Genomic DNA, 23,766 nt, shown 5'->3' with positions numbered 1-23,766 from the left:
TTAACAGGGGTGTATGTTTTTTATCGAAAAAGAACATGGAGGTTAATCGCTATGGGTAAGCAATTTTCAGAGTTATCCGATAAACATATTGAATTTATCGAACAGCAAAAAATCTATTTTGTAGCTACTGCTGCCGAGAGTGGCAGTGTGAATTTGTCCCCTAAAGGTGGAGATTCCTTACGGGTTATCAACCCAAAGCAAATAGTTTGGTTGAATCTTACCGGAAGTGGCAATGAGTCTGCATCACATGTCATTCAACATCCAAGAATGACTATCATGTTTTGTGCTTTTCAAGGCTCTCCTCTAATCCTTCGAGCCTATGGTAAGGCGACTGTTTTGCACTCTCAAGACGATAGTTGGGGTAAGTACGCATCGCTGTTCCCGGAGAGTGTTGCTGCTAGACAAATCTTTGTCTTGGATATCGATTTAGTACAGTCTTCCTGTGGAATGTCAGTTCCTTACTTTAGCTATGAGGGAGATCGCGAAGACTTGGCTAATTGGTCAGAAAAGCAAGGTAGAGAGGGTATAGAAAAATACTGGCTCAAAAAGAACCAAAAGAGTATAGATGGTTTTGAAACTGAAATTGTGAAAAGGACTGGCTTGGATACATAGTGATCTAACTACACCGTTTGATGCCACGCAGACATAATAAACAATTTAAGAGATATTCAGCGCGCTTGGCATTTCGGGCTTGAATGGAGTTTAGTGATTAGAGTGTTCAATTTGAGTGGCGTGGTAGCGCGCTTCACGCCTTATATACAAATAGAGGAAAACTATGTACAAGGCTGCTGATTTTGACTTGGATTCAAAAGAGTTTAGGTTTAAGAAAGACTCATATCCTTTGTCTAAGATAAATAATGCTAGGGTTAAAAAGTTAAGTCTTCTTGATAATCTAGGTCAAATGTTATTCTGGGTGTTTATTTTTTCTGGGGCACTTTGGTTAGGCATTCCAAGCTTTGAAGAGGCACCACAATGGCTAAAAGTTTTAGCTCTTAGTTTGACGGCTGTCGGTTTCATTTTTGCTCTTTTTCGTTGTTCAAGATATGCACTGCAAGTCGAGTTTCGCCACATAGATGAAACGGGCGTTCAATGGGTTAATGTCGCTAAATCATACTCAAAGTTAGATTGTGAGTTGTTTGAGCAACAAGTGCTGGCACTGAAGGAAAAGTTCGTATAAAAATCGTTCAACAATGCGTTGGCTCGTGTGGCATTTCTACTATGCGCTGGTTTTCCTCAAACCTTAAACAAGGCGTTATATGCCAGTAATCAAAAAATCGATAGCAGCGATGATTTCGTTTCTAAACGTGCTGAGCTCGTTGACTGGGGTCGTAAGGATTTTAGTAGGTACACTAGCCATTTGTTGAGTGAGAAGCACAAAGTCACCTTCATCAATATGGATTGTAGGACACAGATGGTTAGGGGCTTTTTTCTCTAGTAGCTCGATTGGAGTTAAAGGAATGACTAAGCGAGTATTCAGTGAATCTAGCAACTCGCTTTGGACATCAACAAAATATGGATAAGTGCTAGCGGTGCGCTTATCGTTGTTTTTATAAAGCGTAAATTGTGACATTAGAATACTCGGTATGAATCGGAAAATAGTCCGTGTTTTGCAGTTAAGTCGTTACAAGCTTCAATAGCTTCAGCATTTTGCTCTAACCATTCGGCTTTCAATTGCTGTTTTACTTCTTTTTCCAAAGCCTTTTCCATTGTGGCTGATAGGTTGATATTTAGGCGTTTAGCTTCGGCGAGTAACTCACTGTTTAGACTAAGGTTTGTCGCCTTTTTAGGTGCGTGTGTGTTATATGTGTTTCTCATGAATCAATCCTATGCGTATTAATGGTGCGCATTGAGTATAGGTGAAAGTTAGAGGTATAACAAATTGTTCAAGATTGATTCGCAATGCGTGGAACTTTCCAATATGTTGGGTTTAGTGTTTAAGGTGGTATGCAGTGGCTTCGGTATTGTTTTGCTCATACCTTAATTGGGAGTTGGGCGGCTATCGGCTATTCAGCCCATATTAAAATAAATAGGAAAGGTTATGGAACTTAGTAATCAGTTTGAGTATGCAGGCTTTTGGGTAAGATTTGGAGCGGCTTTAATCGATACAATTTTATTTCTTATGTTGACCATGCCACTACTATATTGGATATATGGTAATTACTACTTCGAGTCTGAGGGTTTTATCCTTGGTGGTTGGGACCTTTTACTTAATTGGGTGTTTCCATTCATAGCGACAGTGCTATTTTGGGTATATCGCTCAGCAACACCTGGTAAAATTGCGTTAAAGTTGAAAGTTGTGGATGCCAAAACGGGTGAAGCACTTTCAACGAGTAAGTCAATTATTAGGTATTTAGCATATTACGTTAGTACCATACCTTTGTGTTTAGGTTTTATCTGGGTAGCTTTCAACGGTAAAAAACAAGGTTGGCACGACCTGATAGCCAATACGGTTGTTATTCGACCTAAAGATCGTAGTGTCGAGGCTGTAGAGTTCGAAAAACGCACCTAACAAACTGTTTAAGAGTGATTCGCAACGCGTGGCACTCTAACAGTTAGTTTATTGCTTATAGCACAATGGGTTAGGTATGGTGTTAGCGTTGTTCACTCCTTAATTTAGCGGTTTGTACTTAGAGGAAAATCCGTCGTGATAAGAGAAATGGATATCTCAGATTACTCACAAGTGATCGGCTTATGGTCAACAACAGAAGCGATGTTGTTACGAGATGCAGATTCAAGGGAAAACATAGGTAAGTACCTAAAACGCAATCCTAACCTGAGCTTCGTTGCATTGGATGGTGACAATATTATTGGTGCTATTTTAGTTGGGACTGATGGTCGTCGAGGTTATGTTCAGCATCTGGCTGTTGATTCAACTTTCCGAGGCAAAGGCGTTGGTGCCAAGCTCATATCATCAGCAGTGGAAGCTCTATCAAAAGTAGGCATAGCCAAAACGCATCTATTCGTTGCAAATGAAAACATCAATGCGCAGTCTTTTTACGAAAGACTAGGCTGGATTTCTCGCGACGAAGTTCGGATGTTTTCTTTCAATTCTTCAAGCTGTGACAACATTTAGTGCGCATCTAACAAACTGTTTAATGGCGATTCGCAACACGTGGCATTTTCACTACTTTATGTGCAAAAATAAGAACTCATTAATATAACCAACAGTTAAGTAAGTGTGTGAAGTTATATGTAAAGCAAATGTTTAGTTGATCGTAACGTAACAAGCGGACAACAAAAGGGAACGCGGATATGAAGGTTGTCACGATGGTAGCTATGTTGTTGAGTATGGAGTTAAAACGCACACTGCCACCCGTTTCGACTTGTCAGCAGTCCCTGACAGCGTAGGAGACTAAATGGATAGAGCTGACAAGATCGCGGTAGGTTGTGTCGTAGGGACTGTCGTCGCGGCAATAATACTAAGCAGAGGCTATATTGTGGCTTTTTTACTTATAATCGCAGCGATATGCCTAGCCCTTATTTTTGTTTACAACGGTTACTATTTTGTACAAATAGCTACAGATTTAGTTGAAAGCCGCAAGCCCCCGAAAGATTGGAATGTGATACTCGGTTATTTTTTTGCATCAATCGTTTTTGGGGCATCAGCAATGATAGCAACGTTTGTTGCCATATCATTCATCGTCAATAGAACGTAATTAAAAGCCAGCTTAGACGCATTCTGTAGAATGCAGCGACAAGGACGCCAATGTGGTATAGGCGTGCAGTCCGAGTCGCGAATTTCGAAACTGACGCTGACTGCTTACAGCTCTAGTAAGGTAATCACTCCTACCTTGGTACTGAATACCATGTATGCACGCTGGCGACCAGTTTACTGAGCGTATGCTCGTCCATGGTGATTATTCAGGTCGGTGTGGTCGCCAGGCGCACAAAGAGCGAAGCGATATTGACAAAAAGATGTTGTTTAAATCTAAGTTAGATGACGCCTCGAACTTGTTTTGTAATCAGAAGTTCGTAGAGGTTTTTCTTGAGCATGGTTTGAGTGGCATCACTTTTACGGATGAACTCGCTGGGTCGCTTTAACAAGGATTGACCAAGACCGATAGGAGCATTTGAGTCTGATTTAGACCCGGTTATTGAAGGATTTGGGAATGCTTATGTGTGTCTGGGCTTTGGTTATCAAATAGAGGTTTCATTTACTATTTTGATGTTTAGTTACTGTGTTTATTGTTGTTTAACTTGTTGATTTTATTTGTGTTTGTTGTTTTTTATGAAGTTCGGCGGATAAACTTCATAATGATCCCTTGATGTTCAGTGGATGAGTGTCCTTGTATGTCATGCAACGAACTTACGTAACGAAGTCGTTGAGCGTAGAAAGCCGTTGCATGAAAGGGCGTAGTCTATCAGGTGTTTGGTTTTGACAAAACCATGTATTTTATGAGGAAAATAGACGTTTTACCCAACCCAATAGCCCGCTTGCTTTTACTGGGTTAGCTTCTTTACCAAGATAGAAACTCTGCATTAAATCGGTACGAAAAGCATCCAAATCCATGCGCTTAATCACTAACTCATGTTGTAGGATATTTTGCGTTTGCTCTGCATGGTCATGAGCAAGGCTAAAATCCATATTTAGATAGCCTTGGGTGTACAGCCATAAATGCGTCACCAGTACTAAGTCTTCGGCCGACTGATTGGTGAACTTTTCCGCGTGCTCTTCACCAAGCGTGTCGTTCAACACTTGCTGCATGTGGTGAGTGGAGGTGGCATGTTGTTCATACAGGGCGCTGGCTTCGATGTGAGATTTAGTCAAAAGCCCAAGCATATGCAGCGCAGGGGCTGTGTCAGGCTTGTTTTCACAGACTCTAATGAACAATGGGGCTTGTTCTTTTGTCCAACGTCGCCTTGCAGCCTTATGCTCATTAACGAAGGGAATGTTTTTGAACCCCATTTCTTGGATCAGTTCATTAAGAGGCGTCATTACTTTGTAATTCCTTCACCGTCACTTCGACGTGTTGTTCGTTAATATCAACGAAAATAGAGGTGCCGGTAATCATAACAGATAGGCTAGTGCCACGGTCAAGGTGTTGTGAAATCAAGTCGATAGCATCGTAGTCAAGGCTTGCAACATCCACTGGAAGCATGCCAAATTTGCCCGCCATCTTATCCCACCAAACGGAGGCTTTGGTGTTGTAGGTATAGACTTTTACTTTCTTAGCCAAACGGGTCGCTTTCTTGATGCGATCTGGTTCTGGTTCGCCAATCTCAATCCAGTGAGTGATAGATTGGTCGTCCTCTACACGCCACAAATCTGGTTCTTCTGTTGTAGATAGACCCTTAGTGAACTCAAGATCATCTTGTGCATTCAAGCAGTAGGCGAAAATACGAGCCAACATGCGCTGTGGCTTTTCAGAAGGGTGAAGGGCGATAGTAAGATTTTTTGAATCGTAGTAATCGTTGTTCATATCAGAGATTGCGATACGAAACTTGTAAATTGTTGGTTTTAGAGCCATAGGAAGTATCGATAAATGAAGGGCAAAAAAATAGCCAGCTAAAAGCTGGCTACCATATCAAAATCTTAAAGGATTAAACTAGAGTGATTTTCTCAGCTTGTGGACCTTTTTGACCTTGAGTGATTTCGAATTCTACTTTCTGACCTTCAACAAGCGTACGGAAGCCGTCACCTTGGATTGCAGAGAAGTGAGCGAAAACGTCAGGACCGTTTTCTTGTTGGATGAAACCGAAGCCTTTAGTTTCGTTGAACCACTTAACTGTACCAGTAGCTTTGTTAGACATGTCTATTTCCTAAATATCTAATTTTATGTAAATCTTCGCCTAATCGGCGCTTATAGCGTGGAAAAATAAATTGCTATTGCGTACCACAGGACGGGGGAGTTACGAGTAATCCAACGAAATGTGAAAACAAAGAACTTTCTTTCTAGCCGTGTTCGAGTCTAGGTTAATTACGGGTATAGTCAACATATATCGACCCATCAAGGGCAAATATTTGTATCTAGTCACTTTTTATACGGTGTATTTTTGATGAATTTTCAAATAAATGACGTTGTTGTGAAGTTTTTGGAGAATAAAATGAATTTTATTATACAAATTTGACTATTTTCCCTAATTATTGTCCAATCTGGTTCGACCATTAAGGAGGAAGTATGGTAAAGAACAAATCTAATCCTCAGCCAAATGAATTGAATCAAGATACCGAGTTTGGCAGAGGGGAAATCAAAGACAACGCACTTAAAGCTGTCGTCACTAGTCAACTGTTTAGAACGCGGGTTGTGAAAGCCAAAAAAGGCAAAGGCAGCTTCAATCGGAAAGCAAAACATAGAGGCAAAGAGCCCTATTCAAAGTTCTCACTAAAGTGGATTTTGAATAGGGCTTTTTTCTTATCTGAAGGTGATGGCGAGAGGGGGTTTTAGCGTTCTATTTTTGGAGAGTAAATTGAGTAAGCCGTGATTTGCCCCGCAACGATAGCAGAGAACATAAACAGCGCAGACAGACCAATACTTGGAATGGGTAAAATAGATTGTTCAAACACGGATTGGCTTGCGCTTACTAAGACGCGGCTACCCGGAACCAAAATGATGATGCCTTGAACAATGTAGATAGAGCCAGTCAGTTCCATCTTTTTCGCAATCCAAGTTCCGTATAATGTAATCAGAACTGTAGTTACCCAAGTCCCCACAACCCAGCCACTTTCGAAACCAAGATAAAAAGGTCCCCACATGCCCAGCATTGCAACGGGTAAGCCAAGCAGAATGTCGATAGGGCGAGCGTTAAAGATCACCCCAAGGCTGGCGGAAATTAAGAATAGTCCGCTAATGTGCATCCAAATCGGGATTTCATTGGTGTAGGCGATGGATTGCGCTTGTCCCCAAATGGCTTCACCGATATTGAGCCCCATGGTAATGCCAACAAACAACTTGATCAGCGTGAGAGCGCATTGCCCCAATAAACTGGTCCCTGATACCAAATCATTAAACGCGAGACATTCAAGGGAGTTAGCGATGGAGAGTCCGGGTACAAATAAGACAATCGTTGCGATACATAGCGCCCAAACAGGGATCGGCAGTCCAGTGCTGGACAGGTACGCAACAATAATACCTGTGAACAAAGCTGCAATGAACTCAACTGCAATTGCACGTCTCGCTCGGCAAACTTGCTGGCATCCCCAGACCATAAAACCAAGAATAAAAGCAAAGCCGACCGCTTCTAAAGTACTGCCGACCAGCATCAAGTACGCGGGTGGAATGCCCATATTCGCCAATGCAATAACCCATGAAGGATATCCAGCAGGCTCTGGGACGGGTTCGCTACTCGGTTGGTTGATTCGAATGATGGTGTTAGCTAGCAAACTTAAGTTGATTGAAGCTGGTTTCAAGCGCTTGAGTACCACTGCATTGTTATCATCTGGAAATTGATAATTGATCGCGGTTGGCGTGGCTTGAATCATCACATCCACGCCATGTTTTTGCGCGTAGTGCTGAGTGTATTTCTCTACTTTGTAAGGCGCACAGCCACTACGATGCAGCGTATCGCCAATTTCGACGATTTTGTTAATTCTATATTGAGAAGGCATGGCGAAAGCGAAAATTTCGGGTCACAAAAAAATTGCGCGTAAGTTAACAAAGTGATTCTTGTCGAGCGAATAATCATTAACTTTTTTGTGTGATTTTGTGGACTGTGTCAGGTGTTACTCATGTCGCTAAAAGGCTCAACCCAGAGAAACCCGGAGTTTCGAACTTTTATTCATATTAAATTCATAACAATTCGTGATGATTCTATAAAATAATCTAATGTAAAAGTGCCATTTTTCAGTGTAAAGGTACTAATTTAGATTCATATCAATAAGAGTTGCTACCTAAAGAAAGAACCTCTGCTATACCTTTAGTTCTATTTAAGTCTTAGATAGCCCTTTAGGGTAGGTTAGTGAGAAGTAGGTATGACCTTCATGCGTTATAGTACTAATGATTGGAAAAACACAATATTTGGCATGTTTCTGCTGCTTATTGTTGCGTTCCATTCCAGCGCAGTCTATGGGCACGAAACTAAGCAAGGTACCTTGGTTGTTGCTAATTCAAAAGCATGGAAACCCTTCTCATACCTTACGCCAGATGGTGAGCCTCAAGGCATCTTAATTGACTTCTGGCGCGAGTACTCCGTTCGAAATGATGTTCATGTGAAATTTCTTTTGCTTGACTGGGAAGAATCTTTACTAGCAGTAAAAGAGGGACGAGCAGATATTCATGCTGGATTGATATTTTCTGCAGAGCGCAGCCAGTATCTGAACTTTGGCACAGTGATTATGCCTATCGATACTCAACTTTATGTAAACAGTGACCTGCTAGGAATTGACGTGGAATCGGTGCTGAAAGGTGAATCGGCAATGGAAGTTGGTTTGGTGAAAGGAGGATACGAAGAGACTTTCGTTCGTAAACACTATCCGAACGCGGCAATACGGTTGTTTTCGAATAATGATGCGTTGCTAAAAGCGGTTACGAGTAAGCAAATTTTTCTGTTTGTAGCTGATACCCAGGTATCCAATTTCTACATGGCAACAACACCTGACTCGGTGACTTTCTTACCCGCATTGCATCTTTACAGCAAAGATTTAAGAATCGCGACGGGTGACGGCAGTGCAAAGTCGATTGAAGAGGTATCGAGGAATTTTGAGATAGTCATGGAGGCAAATAAGGACCGGATCCTCAGTCGTTGGATTCATGTTAAAACTGTCTATCCAGCGTATCTTGCTCCACTCGCTGTTTTTGCGCTGATTATTGCTGCCATGTTCCATATTTTTTCACTTAAGCGTACGGTTGCTTTGCGTACTCGGCAGCTTACTTTGGTGAACCAACAACTTTTTGAACTCACACTTACAGATCCTCTCACTAAACTTTATAACCGACGTCACTTGATAGAAAGGTTAGCGACGTTAAGTACAGTAAAAAGAAACCTGACCGTGATGGTGTTTGATATTGATGACTTTAAATCCATCAATGATCAATTTGGACATTTGGTTGGGGATCAAGCTATTGTTGCTGTCGCGAATACAGCAAGATCTGTCATCGATGAAAGAATGACTTTAGCGCGCATTGGTGGTGAAGAGTTTGCCTTAGTAACGGCTTCGCTCTCTGCTGAGGAAGCAGAAGCTCTTGCTCGTACAATTTGCACCCAAGTAAATTGCGCACCAGTGACCTTAGATGGACAAACGATTAGCGTGAGTATCAGTTTAGGGTGCGCGTATTATCCAAAATTTGATGAACAACCAAGCCTGCAAGATGCTGATCAACTTATGTACCATGGCAAGGCAAATGGGAAGAATTGCGCTGTATTCCAAATCATCAACAGAAATAAAGTGGAACCATTACTTCGTAAAGCCCAATAAAATTTTGAGCGAGCTCTCGCTGACCTTCATCCTCTCCTTGCTATACTGATTTGAACTCCCTGTTTTTATTGTCATTTATGACGCGAATAGTGTTGGATTTCAGTGTCGAGGACGGTTATGCGTACTGGTTTGTTATCTCTATTGTGTTGGTCCATTTCATTTACTGCTGTGGCTGAAAGTGCTTTTGATATCGTGCAAAAGTCAGATCAAGCAATGCGCGGCGATTCCAGTTATACCGAATCTACCATGGAGATCATCCGTCCTGATTGGACTCGGTCGATGACCATGAAGAGTTGGACCAAAGGGACGGATTTGTCTTTGGTGTTGGTCACGGCGCCAGCCAAAGATAAGGGCAGCGCTTCTCTAAAGCGACAAAGAGAAATGTGGAATTGGGTGCCGAGTATTGAACGCGTCATCAAAATTGCGCCATCTATGTTGAGCCAATCGTGGATGGGCTCAGACTTCACCAACGATGATTTGATCAACCAGTCTTCTATCGTGGTCGATTATCAACATGAATTAAAAGGCGAGGATACGTTTGATGGCGACAAGGTTTGGGTGATAGACGCCGTTGCAAAGCCAGATGCTCCTGTGGTTTGGAGCAAAGTAACGTTGTGGATTTCCAAATCGACCTACCTACAGCGAAAAGTAGAATTCTACGATGAGTTTGATGAACGAGTGAACGTTATGACGACTTATGATGTGAAAGAGCTCGGCGGGAGAAAATTAGCAACCAGAATGGAAATGCAGCCGCTTGATAAGCCAGAGAACAAAACCGTACTCATCACCCACCAAGCACAGTTTGATTTCGATATCGATGACAGTTTTTTCTCTCAGCAACAGATGAAATTGCTGCGCGACTAAGTTTGGATAAATGAACGGCTAAAAGAAGAAACGGATAATCAAACATCAACGGAAGGAAGCGAATCAATGCTTGTGAAACTGGCTTGGCGAAACCTCTGGCGACAAAAGCGCAGGACACTACTGACGGCGTCTGCGTTGGCATTGGTGTTGTTTCTTTCGCTTATTACGCGAGCGTTTCAAGAAGGCAGTTACACGTCCAATATCAAAAATGCCGCCAAGTTTTATACCGGGTTGATTCAACTGCAAAACCCCGAGTTTGGTGATTCTTCCAGCATTGATGATGTCTTGCCACAAACCGCTTCTTTCATTTCCGCGGCGAAAAACAATCCCAATATTGATGTGGTATTACCTCGGGTAGAATCTTTTGCTTTAGCCGCAAAAGATGAACGCTCGAAAGGCGTGATGGTACTAGGCGTTGAGCCTGAAGCTGAAGATCAGTACTCCAATATCAGTGACAAATTGATTGAGGGAAGCTACATCCAATCAGGGCAAAAATCAGTGCTAGTCGGTGGTGGTTTAGCCAATTATTTGCAACTCAAGGTTGGCGATGAATTGGTGCTTTACGGTGTCGGTTATAGGGGACAGACCGCGGCAGGTTTGTATCAAATCTCGGGCATTCTTCATTTTCCTTTGCAGCAGCTTGATTCTCAGTTGGTGTACATGCCGCTCGATACAGCGCAAAGCCTGTATTCATTGGATGACCAAGTCACCGCGTGGGTTTTAAATACGGAGAGTTTAAGAGCCTTACCCAATACCGTCGCACAGCTTAAAGCCGAGTATGGCAAAAATGTCGCCGTGAAAGATTGGAAAGAGTTGTCGCCAGAAATGGCACAGCAAATCGCCTTAGATAAAGCGGGTGGCATTTTCTTGATTTACATTCTCTACGGCATTGTTGGTTTTGGCTTGTTTGCGACTATCTTGATGACAACATTGGAACGCCAACGTGAGTTCGCTGTCATGTTGGCAACCGGAATGCTGCGCTCCAAACTCGTCCTTCTGCTCACGATAGAGTCTCTGTTTATGTCCGTCATTGGCATCATTATTGGGCTTATCGTGAGTGCTCCTGTGTTGGGGTATTTCTACTTTAATCCAATCGAAATTACCGGCGATGCTGCCAAGCTCATGCGCGAAAGTGGTTTTGAACCTATTGTGCCCGTCTCGCTCGACCCACATTTACTACTCAATCAAATCGTAGTCGTGCTGTTGATTCTTTTGTTGTGTTTGCTTTATCCAATGGTTCGCATGTTTCGAATGCCTATTGCAGCAGGGTTAAAAGGAGGTGCTCATGCTGGTTAAGTTGGCTTGGCGTAACTTGTGGCGCAACAAGTTGAGAACCTCAATTATGCTCGGAGCTATGGTATTTGGCTTGATGGGCGTGGTTGCCATGATGGGATTCATGAATGGCTTGGTCGATAGCATGATTAAGAACGCCATCTCTTGGCAAACCAGTCATTTGCAGATCCAGCAAAAGTCCTACTTGGTCAATCCTGAGCTAAAAGATGTGATTCCCGATGCGGAAAAGATAAGCAAAGTGTTGGCGAGTAACCGAGAAGTGAAAGCCATTTCTGAGCGATTTCTAGCAGATGGCATGATAGCGTCGGCGCGCAGCACGCGTGGTATTCGCATCAATGGCGTGAATATCGATCAAGAGCAAAACATCACGCCACTCTCACAACACATTGTCGACGGAGAATGGCTGAGCGAAGAGGGCAGAAACCCGATTTTGGTATCGAGCAAAATAGCCGAACGATTGAAGCTACGAGTCGGCTCCAAAGTCGTACTTACTCTATCTGATGTGAATGGGGAGGTTGCAGGTGCGGCATTTCGTGTTCGAGGTATATTCAAAACACCATCAACAGGGTTTGATGACGGGAATGTTTACGTCCGAAAAGCGGATCTTGAAAAGGTAGCGGGGCTGAGTGGCACGCACGAAATTGCGATACTCCTTACTTCTAATAACGATGCTGAGCTCAAGCAGTTACTGGCTTTCACTCACTCTATTTTGCCGCCGGAAAGTAAAGGCTTGCTCAGTGTGAGACCTTGGCAGGAGATCCAGCCTTTGCTCTCCACCATGATGAGCACGATGGATGTTTCCAACCAAGTGATGCTCGTGGTGTTTGTGCTGGCGATGACCCTTGGCATCATCAATATCATGCTGATGTCGGTGTTTGAACGCACACGAGAGTTCGGTGTGTTAATGGCTGTCGGCATGCAAAAACACAAGATACGCTTGTTGATTGTTTTTGAAACCTTGTTCCTCGGATTAAGCGGTTGTGCGCTTGGGTTGCTCGGGAGTGCAATTATGCTCAAGGTGCTGAGTATTACCGGATTGTCGCTGGCTGGTATGGCGGAAGGGCTAGGGGCTTATGGCGTGGATACCTTGCTTTATCCACGGGTATCAATAGCGGAATATCAAATGATCATTGTCGCAATTTTTGTTGCCAGCCTTATCGCCGCCCTGTATCCCGCACGACAAATTTTGAAGCATCGACCTGTGGATGCCATGGCGGAGAAAAGCTAATGACCATCAAACTACAAAACCTAACTAAGATTTACAACGCCGATGGTGACTACCCTGTGCACGCAGTGCAGTCGGTAGACTTGGAGATTAAGCAGGGTGAATTTGTTGCGATCATGGGACCATCTGGTTCGGGTAAAACGACGTTGCTGAACATGATTGGCGGTATTGATGCCCCAAGCTCTGGCAAAGTGGAAATCGACGGTTGCATGATTTCATCGATGTCAGAAAAAGAACTGATTGCCTATCGTCGCGATAATATAGGCTTCATCTTCCAAGACTACAGTTTGTTACCTGTGTTAACCGCGCTTGAGAATGTGGAATTCGTCATGCAGCTGCAAGGTAAAACCGAGCGAGAGTGCCGTGAACGTGCGACGTCCTTACTTGAGCAAGTGGGATTGGCGGAACAGATGAATAAGGTGCCAGGTAAGATGTCCGGCGGGCAGCAACAGCGTGTTGCGGTTGCTCGTGCCCTAGCGCCGAAGCCTCGTTTTGTCATGGCGGACGAACCCACTGCCAATCTAGACGCCAAAAGCACCGCGGAGCTGCTCGACATTATGGAGCAACTTAGCGAACAAGAGGGAACGACGTTTATCTTCTCGACCCATGATCCGCGGGTGATAAAACGTGCACACCGAATTATCGTATTTGAAGACGGTCGTTTGGCGCGTGATTTCAGCAATATCGATAATCGCGCAGAGAGGTCGCATGCATAGAGCTGTTTCTTATTTGTCTGCGACTTGCACTAAAGCTATCCGATTGGATACTTGCTTGCCCAGAACAAAAGTAAATGCAGTGTTTATTAAGGCGTTAAGTCTTTCATTGCTTAGTCTTCAGGCTGGTTATGCCTTGTCTGCTGTCCCCGGATTAGAGCCTCAAAAGTCATGGGATTTGGATGGCTACATCAAATACATGGCAACCTACAGTGTTCCTGATGGCACTGATAATACGTTCGATAACCTGATACACAATCGACTTAACTTTGAATACCGTTTTTCCTCTAGCTGGCGTGTGAATGTTGGGCTTAGAAATCGAGCTCTTTGGGGCGATTCTACCGACTTTCCTGGCTATGCCGATTTGGTCGCGTTGGACTCTGGTTACATGGATTTAAGCAAAAACTGGCATGAAGATGATGTGGTCATTAACAGTCAGCTTGATCGTCTATATCTCACTTGGCAGCAAGATGACTGGGGAGCGCAACTAGGGCGCTTTCGTATCAATTGGTCGATGAATACGATATGGAATCCAAACGATATCTACAATGCGTATTCGATTTACGATTTTGACTATGAAGAGCGAGCAGGCACGGATGCGGTCATGCTGAGCAGAAAATTAGGTTTTGCCGATGGGGTAGATTTGGTGTTTTCACCAGCTCGTCAGTCAGGACAAGACAGTGCCTCACTGCGTTACTTCGCCAATCAATCGGGATGGGATTATCAGTTTATTGCTGGGCGAGCTCGGATGGATTACGTACTCGGCGCTGGTTTTGCAACGGATGTGTTTGATGCGGGTTTTCGTGGAGAGCTCACGTGGTTTGATCCCATTGATCCAGAATTTGAGGGTGAACCGACCAAAAAGACCACGGTTGCCAGTTTTGAATCGGATTACAGCTTTGGCGGCAAACGCAGCTGGATGGGGCGTGCAGCGTGGTTATTTATCTCTGAACCTCAAGATGCATCAAACGCATTGGCGTATTTGAATCTTCCTCTTGATGCAAAAACGTTGAGCTTTACACGAAATACATGGTATGCCGATGTGAGCTTTGACTTAACGCCTTTAAACCGCGTCACGCTCTCAACCAGTTACTACGATGATCATTCCTATTTCCTTGGGATATCGAGTAACTACTCCCTCGCTAATGACTGGCAATTGCTCACGGTAATCCAAAGCTTTAACGGTAGCAATGGCAGCTTGTTTGGCGAAGTACCTGCGACTTTGTTGTTTGCTAATGTAAAGTACAGTTTTTAAATATATGTTTTAACAATGAATTTATCTAATGGTTAGTAAGTGAAACTCTTCTATCAACTCTGATGTAAATACGATACTGAATGTTGCTCCATAAATCCCAACCCGCTCACGCTTTGACAGTTGAGTGCAGGGTTGATATGAAATTAAATGCAATTTCTTGGTAAAGCTAAAAAGCCTTGTCTACACTCAACGTAAAACGAATGTTATTCGTTGGGTGGCATATTAATTGAGCCACGGAGAAAAGTAGCCAAAGAGCTACACCAGTAAAGTTGGCTGATAAGGACGGGGAAATGAACAACGAGTGTTTTGCTAGGTCCCGAGGTGTCACGGATGAGATGCCAATGAAAGAAACGTTTTCTGCAGGTAAAGATCCTTATGCACATTACCTAAAAGACATCGTGGGGATTGATTTACTCTCTCGAGAAGATGAACTGTATTATGCCAAACTCAATCGAGCGGGGGATAAAGAAGCGCGCGAGGTGATGATCGAATCTAATTTACGTTTAGTGGTGAAGATTGCCAAAAGCTACTTAAAACGTACTGGCAACAATTTCACGCTGCTTGATTTGATTGAAGAAGGCAACATTGGCTTGATCAAAGCCATCGACAAGTATGATCCTGAGCCGGGTTATCGTTTTTCAACTTACGCAGTGTGGTGGATTCGCGAAAACATTGAAGCGGCATTAATGAACAACGGTCGCACGGTGCGTTTACCTGCTCACGTATGTAAAGAGATAAATAGCCTTGCGTCGAAAAAGCACGATGCGAGCAAAACCATGAGCAAAGACATCTCCATTTCAGAGTTGTCCCATTGTTCAGGCGTAAAAGTAGAGCGTGTTGATGAGTTAGTCGCGTTGAGCGGCTTTATCGATGTTTCAACGACTGTTGACCTTAATCATGCACCATTTGTGCTCGAACAGTGTGAAAGCGAATACACAACAGATCCACAGCAAGATTGCGAAGACCATTGCTTTACTCAAGCACTGGAACACGTCGTTAACACATTGCCTGTGAAGTTGCAGCAAGTGCTGATTCATCGCTTCGGCTTATTTGAACATAACGTGAAAACATTAGCTGAAGTTGGGGACTTACTGAATGTCTCTAACGAACGCGTGAGACAAATGCAGAAAGAGGCAGTAGAGCGAATACAGAAACGTCTTCAGTTTGATGGATGGGTGTAATACCAGTTCAATAGCTTCTAAAAAGCCAGCGTCATTGCTGGCTTTTTTCTATCTGCGTGTTGCTCAGTTGGTCTTTGCTTGTTCTTCGGCAAAAAGCAGTAACTCAAGTTGTGCTTTTGCGGAGGGTTCCAGTGTCCAGATGCTCAACATGCGGTTAAGGGCTGCTCGATACACTCTGCTCTTGAGTAAGAAAGCTAGAGTACTCGTGTAGTTGTTCACCACTTGAGTTTGTGTTGCCACTAGCTCCGCTTTGTTTGCGATGTCGATTTGCTCGAGATTGAAATCAGGCAAAAATGCACACTCGTACCACACCTCGACAATCTCGCGGATTTCGAGTTCTTCTTCAGGCACATCAAAGTCCTGCAATGCGTGGTTTTCCGGTATCGCTGATAAATAAACCACATCCAATTTGTCAGCAACAAATGTATACATCTGAATCCTAAATACCTCTAAATCTCGGTCGAATCATCTCTCTGGTTTATATCTTTGTCAATTGTATCTGTCTGATTAAAGAGTTAATTGTGAATAAGCGCCACAGTATTAACTTAAGCTGTTTAAGTATTTGTCTGTTAAGCCAAAATATTTCAAGTTGCCGTCTGGCTCTAATACCAAGCTCATGTTAGAAGTGGCGATCAAGCCCGGATCATTGGTAGAGAACACCACGGTTTTGTTTAGCAATTTATCGGTGAACAAGCGGTTGAAGTACTGGGCATTTTCTTGCTCAGCGCCATTAAATGGCTCATCAATGATGATCAGTGATTGTTCACAGCTTCCAAGCCCCAGCGCGAGGCGCAATTTCTGTTGAATACCGTTAGGTAAATTCTTGCATTTATCTACGCTTAGCTGAGTGTTCAATCCTTCTGGTAACCATGCGTCGAGTTCGAAAAAGCTCACCATCTCTTGCATCTTTTCTGTAGGGATGAGTCCATTATGCAAGATGAAGTTAGTTTCCAAAGAGCCTTCAAAAATATGCAAATTAAATGGGATGTAGTTAATTGACGTTCGGTAGCGATAGCTGTTGAACTGTTTGATGTTGTAACCGTCTACCGACACTGCGCCTTGGTATCTATCCTCTAAACCCGCAAGAATGGAGATTAGCGTGGTTTTGCCGCAACCTGTTGGTCCACAAATCACCACTTTCGCCCCTGGGGCAATTTTAAACCCGAGATTGGTCAAGCCTGTTGCTGCGCCAGTGTAGCGATGGCTCACACCGCTGCCGACAATACTGCCTTGGAAGAGGCGAATAGGTGGGCTTTTCTCTAACGTTAGCTTGTCGTCATTCATTGCCATAAGGTTGTTGATTTGCGCAGAGGACGCCTTAATGGATTGGAATTTGGATATGGAGTTGTAGATACCCATTATCGGACCTAACGCCTTCCAGACTAAAATTACGGTTGCAAGCATGGCACCAGCGTCAGACGTGCCATCCATTACACCAATAACCGCGGTCACGATACTTGCGGTACCTATCACCTGAATCAAACTACCACCTGCGGCTTGAACCTTGCTGTTGGTCACCGAAACGTTTTCTGCATCGTTGGTGCTTTGCATGTGTGAAGCGCTGAAGCGAGATTGAATAACGCGTAGCAAAGGCAAGCCTTGGATGGTTTTGATGCCGCGAAGAATCTCATTCCATTGGTAAGAAACCATGGCGTTGGCGCGAGAGCTCTTCGACGTGGCTTGTGAGTAGATGTAACGAGAATAAACACAGAACACCAACATCAGAATCAAACCCGCCATGACGACCAATGCAGCGGTTCCTGACATGATGGCAATCGCGACAATGAACACGATAACAAACGGCATGTCGAAGTAGCTCAAGGTTGATTCTGCCGTTACTAATCGGCGGAATGTGTCGATGTCTTTTAAACGTGCCAACTGAGAAGACACGCCGGCGGTGGATGTCATCGCATACGGGAGCCATAGCAGCTTGGATATAACCGCTTGAGAAATGTGTACCGCCAAATCCTTACCTGACGTGGCAATGATGTTGACCCGCATCTTCTTGAAAAAGTATTCCGAGAACCCAACAATCACCGCAAACAAGGTGAGCCAATAGAGCGTGGCTTGCGAGCTAGACGTCAATGCGAAGTTGTACACACTCATGATAAAGAAGGGTTGGAGTGCGCCCAAGATACTGATCACGAAGCTGAGGATAATCAAGCTTTTGAGTTCATTGTTGTAGCGATAAAACGCGTATTTAATCCAGTTACTGCGGTCTTGAGATTCTGGTGGCGGCTCTCGGAACAAGCGCGAGTATTCGCTGATCGAGACCAACAAACATGGCTTTTTGCAGAGCGGGTATTCAATGGTGTTGTTATTGGTGTAATCAAACAGGATCAGTTTGCCGTCTTTGGTACCCAAGAAAATCGCAGTGAGGTTTTCTATCTCGATAAAACAAGGATGAGGGTGCCCCTCGATGTGCTCCAACGTTTTTAATTTGGTGACGTCACAACGGTAACCAAGGCGTTCAATGGTGGCGATAAAACTGTCGCTGTCTTTTGGTTTAGGGATAAAAGCGTCGCTGAGGATAGAAGGTGTGCCTTCCCATTCAAGCGCTATGAGGGTGTAAGCCAAACCACGAATCAAAGGTGACTGATTGTATCGCTCGTCATAACTGCGAGCCTCAAAGTCCAACAAGCGCTGAGGGACATTATTAAAATCAACCAAAATACTCATTGGTCACCTCCGGTAAGTTTGACGCGTTTGAGGCGATGATTGAGTTTGTCCATCTTGTTGCTGACGATGATGAGGATTTTGTCGTTGGCGCGATACGCAGTACTGGTCAAAACCAATCGAGCAAAGTCGTCGTCATAAACACAGTCGATGTCGTCGAAGATCAACACTCGTTTGTTTGCAAGCAAGGCACGCACTAACAACAAGGCATAAGCAACTTGGCGCGAGAATGGGTTGCGTAAATGTCCTTTAAGCTCGGTATAAAAACCAGCGGGAAGGGCATCGATTTGTGCTTTGATGTTCATAGTCTCGCAAAGCGCAAATGCGGTGTTGTTTAAGCTCGGGCGGAAACAAGTCAAGTTGTCGATGATGGTGCCTTCAACGAACGAACTGGTTTTGTCGACCATGAGCACGCTATTGCGCCAGACGTTGTAATTGACGTCATCAAGCGGTGTCTCGTTGATTTGGATATCGAGCTTGCTGTCGGTGTTTTGCCGCGTAATGCAATTGGCGAGGTGGGTTTTGCCTGCGCCGCTTTTCCCCGTCAGCAAGTAAGCCTGACCGCGTTCAAACTCGATGCGTTGCTTTTCCGAATACTTCACCGATATACGCTCGACTTCTGTCGTGTCATTTTGTTGTTCTACAGATGCAGCAAGTTCAAGCAGTTCGGCGATACGTTGAATATGAAGCTTGTTCAACTCCCAGCGGCTCACCGTGCGCATCACTTGTTGGTATGGGGCGAAGTAGCGGTTGGTAAGCATGATGATAGCTGCCATGATGCCTTGGCTAGATTGCATGTTGATAACTGCCGTTGCTAAAACTACCACCACACAAGCAATGGAGAGCTGTTGTATGAGCGACAAGATAAGGCTGAAGTTCGATTCGATCTGCTCGTATTTGATGTTCTCGACTTCACGCTCTTCCACCATTTGTGTCATCAAGCTCTCAACGCGATATTCCATATTGCGCGCTTTGATATCAAGGGGGCTAGAGATGATCTCGATGATTTTCGACGTGGTTAAGCCTTCGATGTCGGATTTGTTTTCTAGGCTGTTGATTTTTTGCTTAGACAGGCTCAGCGCGAACACCGCCAAAACGATGGAGGCAAGTAAGATGGTCACCCCAGCCCAGATGTTGATCAGACCGATAATCAGAATGGTCAGTATGCTGACTGCAAGGTTGATCAATGCCCGTACAGATTCTCCGCCAAAGAAGGATTTAATCTCTGGAATGGTGGCAATACGCTCTAGGTATTCACCGGGTTCTAGGCGACGAAACTTTGATATCTCAGCCAAACAGATGGATTGAAACACTTTGTTAGTTAAGTTGGTTTCAAACTGCTTCATGATCACCGACGAAATCTTCTCTTCCTGATTCTTTAGGTGATAGTCGAGGAAGATGGTGATCAAGATAATGGCAAACAGAAGAAACAGCGTGTCTTTGGCTTGGTTAGGTAAAACACGGTCAAAAATAATCAGTATCGAAAAGGGCAACACTAAACCAAACAGTGTTGAGATGACCGTTGAGAAAGTCAGATAACACTTGTCAGCAAAGTTAATCTTCTGGGAAAAATGCTCAGTTTGCATTGCGACCTCCTTTCTTAATCGATGGTTTGGAGAGAAGGTGTTTTGGAACTAAGTCTTGATTGCTTCTGCCTTCGATATCGCTCATCAACTGCATGATGCTTTCGATGGATTGCACCGACAGCATGCCTTTGATTTGCTCAAGATTGATCGATTCAATGATGTAGTCATAACGCGCGCTCTCGTAATCACGTAGTGCGCTAAACAGTTTACTTTCCGCTGCCAGTAAGTCGGTAATGGTTCGCGTACCAAGCTGGTAAGCGCGCTGAATGCCTTTGTAGGAAGCGTAGTTGGCTCGGATGATGTTCTCGTAACTGCTGATGGCACGGGAGAAGTCATTGATGTTGAGTACCGAGGTGTTAACGCTATTGCGCGTCGTGAACAAAGAATCTTGGTACAGTAGCTCGGTTCGCTCGATGGCAGTCGACGATTTTTGATAACCGTAGTAATCTGAACCGCCGGAGAAAATCGGCACATTCAAGTTCAAACCGACGCTGGTGGAGTTACTGTCCCCTGTTGCGGTGGGGTCGGTTCGGTCATAGTTGTTCGCATCGTCATAACGGTAACTGGCAGAGAGCGACACGGTCGGCACAAAGTTTGAACCGCTTTCTTTCAAGCCTCTTCGGCTGCGTTCTACGGTTTTCTTCGCAACCAGTAAGTCGTTATTGAGCTTCAAAGCTTGTTCAAGAATTGCGCGTTGCTCGGATTCGCTGATTTCCGCCAAGGGCACGCTTTCGTAGATGTCCTGCGATGGGGTGACTGGGTATTGAACTTGAATCTCTAAACCGTTCAAAATCACACGTCGATCTTTCTCTAAGGTTCTCAAGCGATTGGCAATGCCTTCTTTCTGAGCAATCACTTCATATAACTCGCTCGCCGCAGTGTTGCCAAGTTCCACGTTACGACGCATTTGGCGCTCACGTGTTTCAGACGATTTAAGCTCTACTTTGGTGGCTTTGATTTGCGCGTTGTTTTTCAGGTACTCGAAATATTGCGTCGCGATTTCAGAAATGGTGCTCTGGATTTTGTTCTCGTGCTTGATTTCTTCAATGTTGAAATCCAGCTTCGCGGTGCCGTATTTGAAGATGTCGCCAAGGTTAAACACCGATTGGGATAAAGACACGCTGTAGCTGTTTGAGTTGTAGCTAGAGCGCGTATCTGGTGTTCCCGTTAATATGGTCTCGTTTTCATTCCATGTAGTATCAGCGGCACCGTTTAAAGAAGGCAGGAACTTAGAACGGCTAATGTCGATGTTGTATTCGTTTTCTTCCACGCCTTTGTCACTAGCGCGCAGAGATAAATTGTTTTCCAAGCCGAGTTTGACCGCCTCAAGCAAGGTGGTCGCCATTGCCGAAGGAGCATTGCTCAATGTAAGCGCTGCCAATACGCAGCTAGTTAAGTTTCTGTACCGCCACATACTTGTTGATCACCTTGATGATTTCGTCGTTTTTATAAGGTTTGCTGATCACGTAATCCATTCCAGCTTCGATACAAGCTTGGTGTTCATTACTGCTGGTCAATGCTGTCGCGCCTATGATGGTGCAAGGGTTTTGTCCGCTCTCTTGTTCGTATTGTCGAATGCGTTTGGTTGCTTCAATACCGCCCATACCAGGCATGATGCAGTCCATAAAAATGATGTCCGAGCGCTGATTCATGAAGTGCTGAACAGCGTCTGCGCCATCGCCAACGGTGTCGGCTTCGTATTCTTGCTTGCTCAAAATACGTTTGAGTAGAATCTGTTGAACACGGTCATCCTCAACAATCAGGAATGAGCTGTTCTCCATCTGATCTTCTGAGGCTTCCGCTTCCATGATTGCTAAAAGATTGGGGATAAACTCATACGGAATCGCAGGAGAGTTCAGAATCTTGTCGACAAAGGTATGGCTCTCTTGCGCTTGCTGAGTGCTAGTGACCGAAAGCAGCAACTTGGTGTTCGGGTGATTGCGCAGTTGCGATTTCACCGTTTTGCTCAGTGAGGGCAGTTTGTTTGGCTCGAACGTGTCGGTCAGCATGATGGCATCGTATTCGCCAAAGGTTTTTGCAGCAGAGAAGAGCTCGTTCGGGGTTCGAATTGGTGTGATCTCTAATCCTAAGTTGACCAACATTTTGTTCATCACATCAATACGCAACTGAGAGTTGGCACACAGCAACAAACGTTTATTGTCGAAGCGAGTTTTTTCGGTGTGGAAGCTTTTGGCTTTCAAATCGAGCTGAATTTGAAAACGTTCCTGATTGCCCGATTGATACCAATGGCTCTCGTAATAACCATAATCTTTCAGTACGCTTTTCGCCAAATCGTCTTTGGTTGCAGTGTGCTGTTTATGGTCGCTCCAGTGTAGGGTATTGAGCTTGGCAAACGGCACATCCAGTGTGGTTAAGAAGTTTAGATTGATGGTCAGGCGAGTGTTTTCAATGTCTGACGCCGCGCCCGATTCAATAGTGACAAACAGTTTCTTATCGGCTTTGAGTTGGATGGCATTCGATAGCTGAAGGAACAACACCCAGAATAAGCTGGTGGACTGTCCTTCAACACGGTTTGGTAAGTTATCCGAGATAAAGCAGTCTAGCTCACCTTCATTTCGCTGCACTTTGGAGCTGATGTGAATCATCAATTCAGACAGCACATTCAGCAGTGAAAACTCTTTCGATTTGCTCTCGGTCCCTTGTGAAATGAGTCGGTTGTAGTTCTCTGCCAATTCAGACAGGGTATTGGCAGCCGAAGTTATATCTTGCGCCATCAAAACGCCGCTCTCATCGGTCTCTTGCACGAGATATTGCACGCCGCCGTTAATGGTGTTGGTGATGCCACGAATCTCGTAACCAATCAGAGCATAGAGCTGTTTGTAGAGATCGTTATTGCGTTTTTGCTCTTCGAGTTTGCTGAAAATCAGTTTTAAGTGAGAGTAGATCTGACGCTGCTTCGGATTGATGCTCACTTCATTCAGCAACTCTTCCAACCTTTGTAAATCCAGTTGTTTGAGCTCTTGATAAAGCCCATCGAATTCTTGGTCAATGTCGCGCTCATTCGAATTGGATTTTTTCAGTTTAAGGATTGCCACCAAGTTTGACAGGACGGCGATACCAACCAGCACGACAACGACCATAAACAACCAAATGAAGAACTCGTTTTTCTCTATCATTAGGTCGCTCGCATGGTTGTTAAACATGGTGCGATAGTTGTCGTCCATTTGTAGGTAGTTGTTGGTGAGCGAGAGATACAGTGCCAACACATCGTCACGTGTTTTTGAGCTGTCCGAGAAGCGATTAATCGCCAGTTCAAGCTGCGTATATTCGGTCGCGCCCACCAAGCTAAACTCGGTTTTGTTGAGTGATGCGAGAGACTTAAACTGATCAATTTCATTTTTCAGAACCTTAAAATCAAGCTCTGTTGTACTGCAATAACGTGCGGCTAAACAGCGTTGAAGCGTTTGGATATCCAGTTCGATGGTTTGGTTGAGTTGTTGAGCTTGAACCAATAGAGGCGCGTTTTGCACTTGCTCCACTGAATCCACTTTTTCCCAAGACAAATACAAATAGAAGGCGAGGGCAGCCAGCACCAAGCTGAAAGCAATGCTTAGGCGCATAACAGGAACGGAAATATTGTAGGAAGGCTTGTTACTCATC

At 44.3% G+C, this 23,766-nt stretch carries 25 protein-coding genes; 14 read left to right on the top strand and 11 right to left on the bottom strand.

Annotation, left to right across the window (positions count from 1 at the left end):
* Positions 1-51 precede the first annotated feature (51 nt).
* Positions 52-612, top strand: a complete 561-nt coding sequence (locus tag OH463_RS22445) for a pyridoxamine 5'-phosphate oxidase family protein (protein WP_050937192.1) — start codon at positions 52-54, stop codon at positions 610-612.
* A 163-nt stretch (positions 613-775) separates the two neighbouring features.
* On the top strand, positions 776-1,177 hold the full coding sequence (locus OH463_RS22440; protein ID WP_050936518.1) for a hypothetical protein: 402 nt from the start codon (positions 776-778) through the stop codon (positions 1,175-1,177).
* A gap of 75 nt (positions 1,178-1,252) precedes the next feature.
* Here OH463_RS22440 and OH463_RS22435 read toward each other — a convergent pair whose 3' ends face one another.
* Together OH463_RS22435 and OH463_RS22430 are read right to left on the bottom strand one after the other, a co-directional pair.
* Positions 1,253-1,570, bottom strand: coding sequence for a CcdB family protein (locus OH463_RS22435; protein ID WP_050936517.1), 318 nt, complete (start codon positions 1,568-1,570; stop codon positions 1,253-1,255).
* The gene (locus OH463_RS22430) at positions 1,570-1,815 is read right to left on the bottom strand and encodes a type II toxin-antitoxin system CcdA family antitoxin (protein ID WP_050933375.1); all 246 of its coding nucleotides are present in this window, start codon (positions 1,813-1,815) and stop codon (positions 1,570-1,572) included. The genes OH463_RS22435 and OH463_RS22430 overlap by 1 nt, the downstream gene beginning before the upstream one ends.
* A 223-nt stretch (positions 1,816-2,038) precedes the next feature.
* On the opposite strand from OH463_RS22430, the gene OH463_RS22420 reads away from it, so the two are divergent.
* From OH463_RS22420 to OH463_RS22405, 4 genes are all read left to right on the top strand, one after another.
* Positions 2,039-2,509 carry an RDD family protein gene (locus tag OH463_RS22420; protein WP_050935675.1) on the top strand — a complete coding sequence of 157 codons (471 nt, stop codon included), beginning with the start codon at positions 2,039-2,041 and terminating at the stop codon, positions 2,507-2,509.
* 147 nt (positions 2,510-2,656) lie between these two features.
* Positions 2,657-3,073, top strand: coding sequence for a GNAT family N-acetyltransferase (locus OH463_RS22415; RefSeq protein ID WP_050935299.1), 417 nt, complete (start codon positions 2,657-2,659; stop codon positions 3,071-3,073).
* A gap of 283 nt (positions 3,074-3,356) precedes the next feature.
* Positions 3,357-3,656, top strand: a complete 300-nt coding sequence (locus tag OH463_RS22410) for a hypothetical protein (protein WP_050935923.1) — start codon at positions 3,357-3,359, stop codon at positions 3,654-3,656.
* A gap of 154 nt (positions 3,657-3,810) precedes the next feature.
* Entirely contained in the window at positions 3,811-4,041 is a 231-nt protein-coding gene (locus OH463_RS22405; protein ID WP_172581415.1) for a hypothetical protein, read from the top strand.
* A gap of 352 nt (positions 4,042-4,393) precedes the next feature.
* Here the strand turns inward: OH463_RS22405 and OH463_RS22400 are convergent, their stop codons facing one another.
* The 3 genes from OH463_RS22400 to OH463_RS22390 form a co-directional block, all read right to left on the bottom strand.
* Positions 4,394-4,936 (bottom strand): hypothetical protein, encoded by a 543-nt coding sequence (locus OH463_RS22400; RefSeq protein WP_050907326.1) that lies wholly within the window; start codon positions 4,934-4,936, stop codon positions 4,394-4,396.
* Positions 4,923-5,468, bottom strand: a complete 546-nt coding sequence (locus OH463_RS22395; RefSeq protein WP_005453677.1) for a YaeQ family protein — start codon at positions 5,466-5,468, stop codon at positions 4,923-4,925. The genes OH463_RS22400 and OH463_RS22395 overlap by 14 nt, the downstream gene beginning before the upstream one ends.
* A 73-nt stretch (positions 5,469-5,541) precedes the next feature.
* Positions 5,542-5,751: a cold-shock protein gene (locus OH463_RS22390; protein ID WP_005433440.1), complete on the bottom strand. Its 210-nt coding sequence runs from the start codon at positions 5,749-5,751 to the stop codon at positions 5,542-5,544.
* A 368-nt stretch (positions 5,752-6,119) separates the two neighbouring features.
* Between OH463_RS22390 and OH463_RS22385 the strand changes: the two genes are divergently transcribed.
* Positions 6,120-6,386 (top strand): alternative ribosome-rescue factor A, encoded by a 267-nt coding sequence (locus tag OH463_RS22385; protein WP_005453679.1) that lies wholly within the window; start codon positions 6,120-6,122, stop codon positions 6,384-6,386.
* Here OH463_RS22385 and OH463_RS22380 read toward each other — a convergent pair.
* The gene (locus OH463_RS22380) at positions 6,383-7,546 is read right to left on the bottom strand and encodes a threonine/serine exporter family protein (protein WP_005453681.1); all 1,164 of its coding nucleotides are present in this window, start codon (positions 7,544-7,546) and stop codon (positions 6,383-6,385) included. The genes OH463_RS22385 and OH463_RS22380 overlap by 4 nt on opposite strands.
* Positions 7,547-7,909: 363 nt before the next feature.
* Between OH463_RS22380 and OH463_RS22375 the strand changes: the two genes are divergently transcribed.
* From OH463_RS22375 to OH463_RS22345, 7 genes are all read left to right on the top strand, one after another.
* Positions 7,910-9,352: a transporter substrate-binding domain-containing diguanylate cyclase gene (locus OH463_RS22375; RefSeq protein WP_269992712.1), complete on the top strand. Its 1,443-nt coding sequence runs from the start codon at positions 7,910-7,912 to the stop codon at positions 9,350-9,352.
* Between the two features lie 117 nt (positions 9,353-9,469).
* Positions 9,470-10,216 (top strand): outer membrane lipoprotein-sorting protein, encoded by a 747-nt coding sequence (locus OH463_RS22370; protein ID WP_269992710.1) that lies wholly within the window; start codon positions 9,470-9,472, stop codon positions 10,214-10,216.
* A gap of 66 nt (positions 10,217-10,282) precedes the next feature.
* Positions 10,283-11,512 (top strand): ABC transporter permease, encoded by a 1,230-nt coding sequence (locus OH463_RS22365; protein WP_269992708.1) that lies wholly within the window; start codon positions 10,283-10,285, stop codon positions 11,510-11,512.
* Positions 11,502-12,737, top strand: coding sequence for an ABC transporter permease (locus OH463_RS22360; protein ID WP_269992706.1), 1,236 nt, complete (start codon positions 11,502-11,504; stop codon positions 12,735-12,737). Before OH463_RS22365 ends, OH463_RS22360 begins: the two co-directional genes overlap by 11 nt.
* Complete coding sequence (locus OH463_RS22355; RefSeq protein WP_009699547.1) at positions 12,737-13,450, top strand: ABC transporter ATP-binding protein; 714 nt, start codon at positions 12,737-12,739, stop codon at positions 13,448-13,450. The genes OH463_RS22360 and OH463_RS22355 overlap by 1 nt, the downstream gene beginning before the upstream one ends.
* Positions 13,443-14,702, top strand: coding sequence for a hypothetical protein (locus OH463_RS22350; protein WP_269992703.1), 1,260 nt, complete (start codon positions 13,443-13,445; stop codon positions 14,700-14,702). Before OH463_RS22355 ends, OH463_RS22350 begins: the two co-directional genes overlap by 8 nt.
* Before the next feature lie 290 nt (positions 14,703-14,992).
* Positions 14,993-15,883 (top strand): sigma-70 family RNA polymerase sigma factor, encoded by an 891-nt coding sequence (locus OH463_RS22345; protein ID WP_104026728.1) that lies wholly within the window; start codon positions 14,993-14,995, stop codon positions 15,881-15,883.
* A gap of 63 nt (positions 15,884-15,946) precedes the next feature.
* On the opposite strand, the gene OH463_RS22340 is transcribed toward OH463_RS22345, so the two are convergent.
* The 5 genes from OH463_RS22340 to OH463_RS22320 form a co-directional block, all read right to left on the bottom strand.
* Complete coding sequence (locus OH463_RS22340) at positions 15,947-16,315, bottom strand: hypothetical protein (protein ID WP_005453700.1); 369 nt, start codon at positions 16,313-16,315, stop codon at positions 15,947-15,949.
* Positions 16,316-16,423: 108 nt separating this feature from the next.
* Positions 16,424-18,562, bottom strand: a complete 2,139-nt coding sequence (locus tag OH463_RS22335) for an ATP-binding cassette domain-containing protein (RefSeq protein ID WP_269992700.1) — start codon at positions 18,560-18,562, stop codon at positions 16,424-16,426.
* Positions 18,559-20,145 carry an ATP-binding cassette domain-containing protein gene (locus OH463_RS22330; protein WP_041053448.1) on the bottom strand — a complete coding sequence of 529 codons (1,587 nt, stop codon included), beginning with the start codon at positions 20,143-20,145 and terminating at the stop codon, positions 18,559-18,561. The genes OH463_RS22335 and OH463_RS22330 overlap by 4 nt, the downstream gene beginning before the upstream one ends.
* Complete coding sequence (locus OH463_RS22325) at positions 20,135-21,559, bottom strand: TolC family protein (protein WP_017821589.1); 1,425 nt, start codon at positions 21,557-21,559, stop codon at positions 20,135-20,137. Before OH463_RS22325 ends, OH463_RS22330 begins: the two co-directional genes overlap by 11 nt.
* The gene (locus OH463_RS22320; RefSeq protein WP_269992695.1) at positions 21,534-23,765 is read right to left on the bottom strand and encodes an ATP-binding response regulator; all 2,232 of its coding nucleotides are present in this window, start codon (positions 23,763-23,765) and stop codon (positions 21,534-21,536) included. The genes OH463_RS22325 and OH463_RS22320 overlap by 26 nt, the downstream gene beginning before the upstream one ends.
* Position 23,766 lies beyond the last annotated feature (1 nt).

It is taken from the genome of Vibrio sp. NFR (genome assembly GCF_027587095.1).
Classification (GTDB): Bacteria; Pseudomonadota; Gammaproteobacteria; order Enterobacterales; family Vibrionaceae; genus Vibrio; species Vibrio harveyi.
This window is presented reverse-complemented; position numbering and strand designations above follow the sequence as displayed.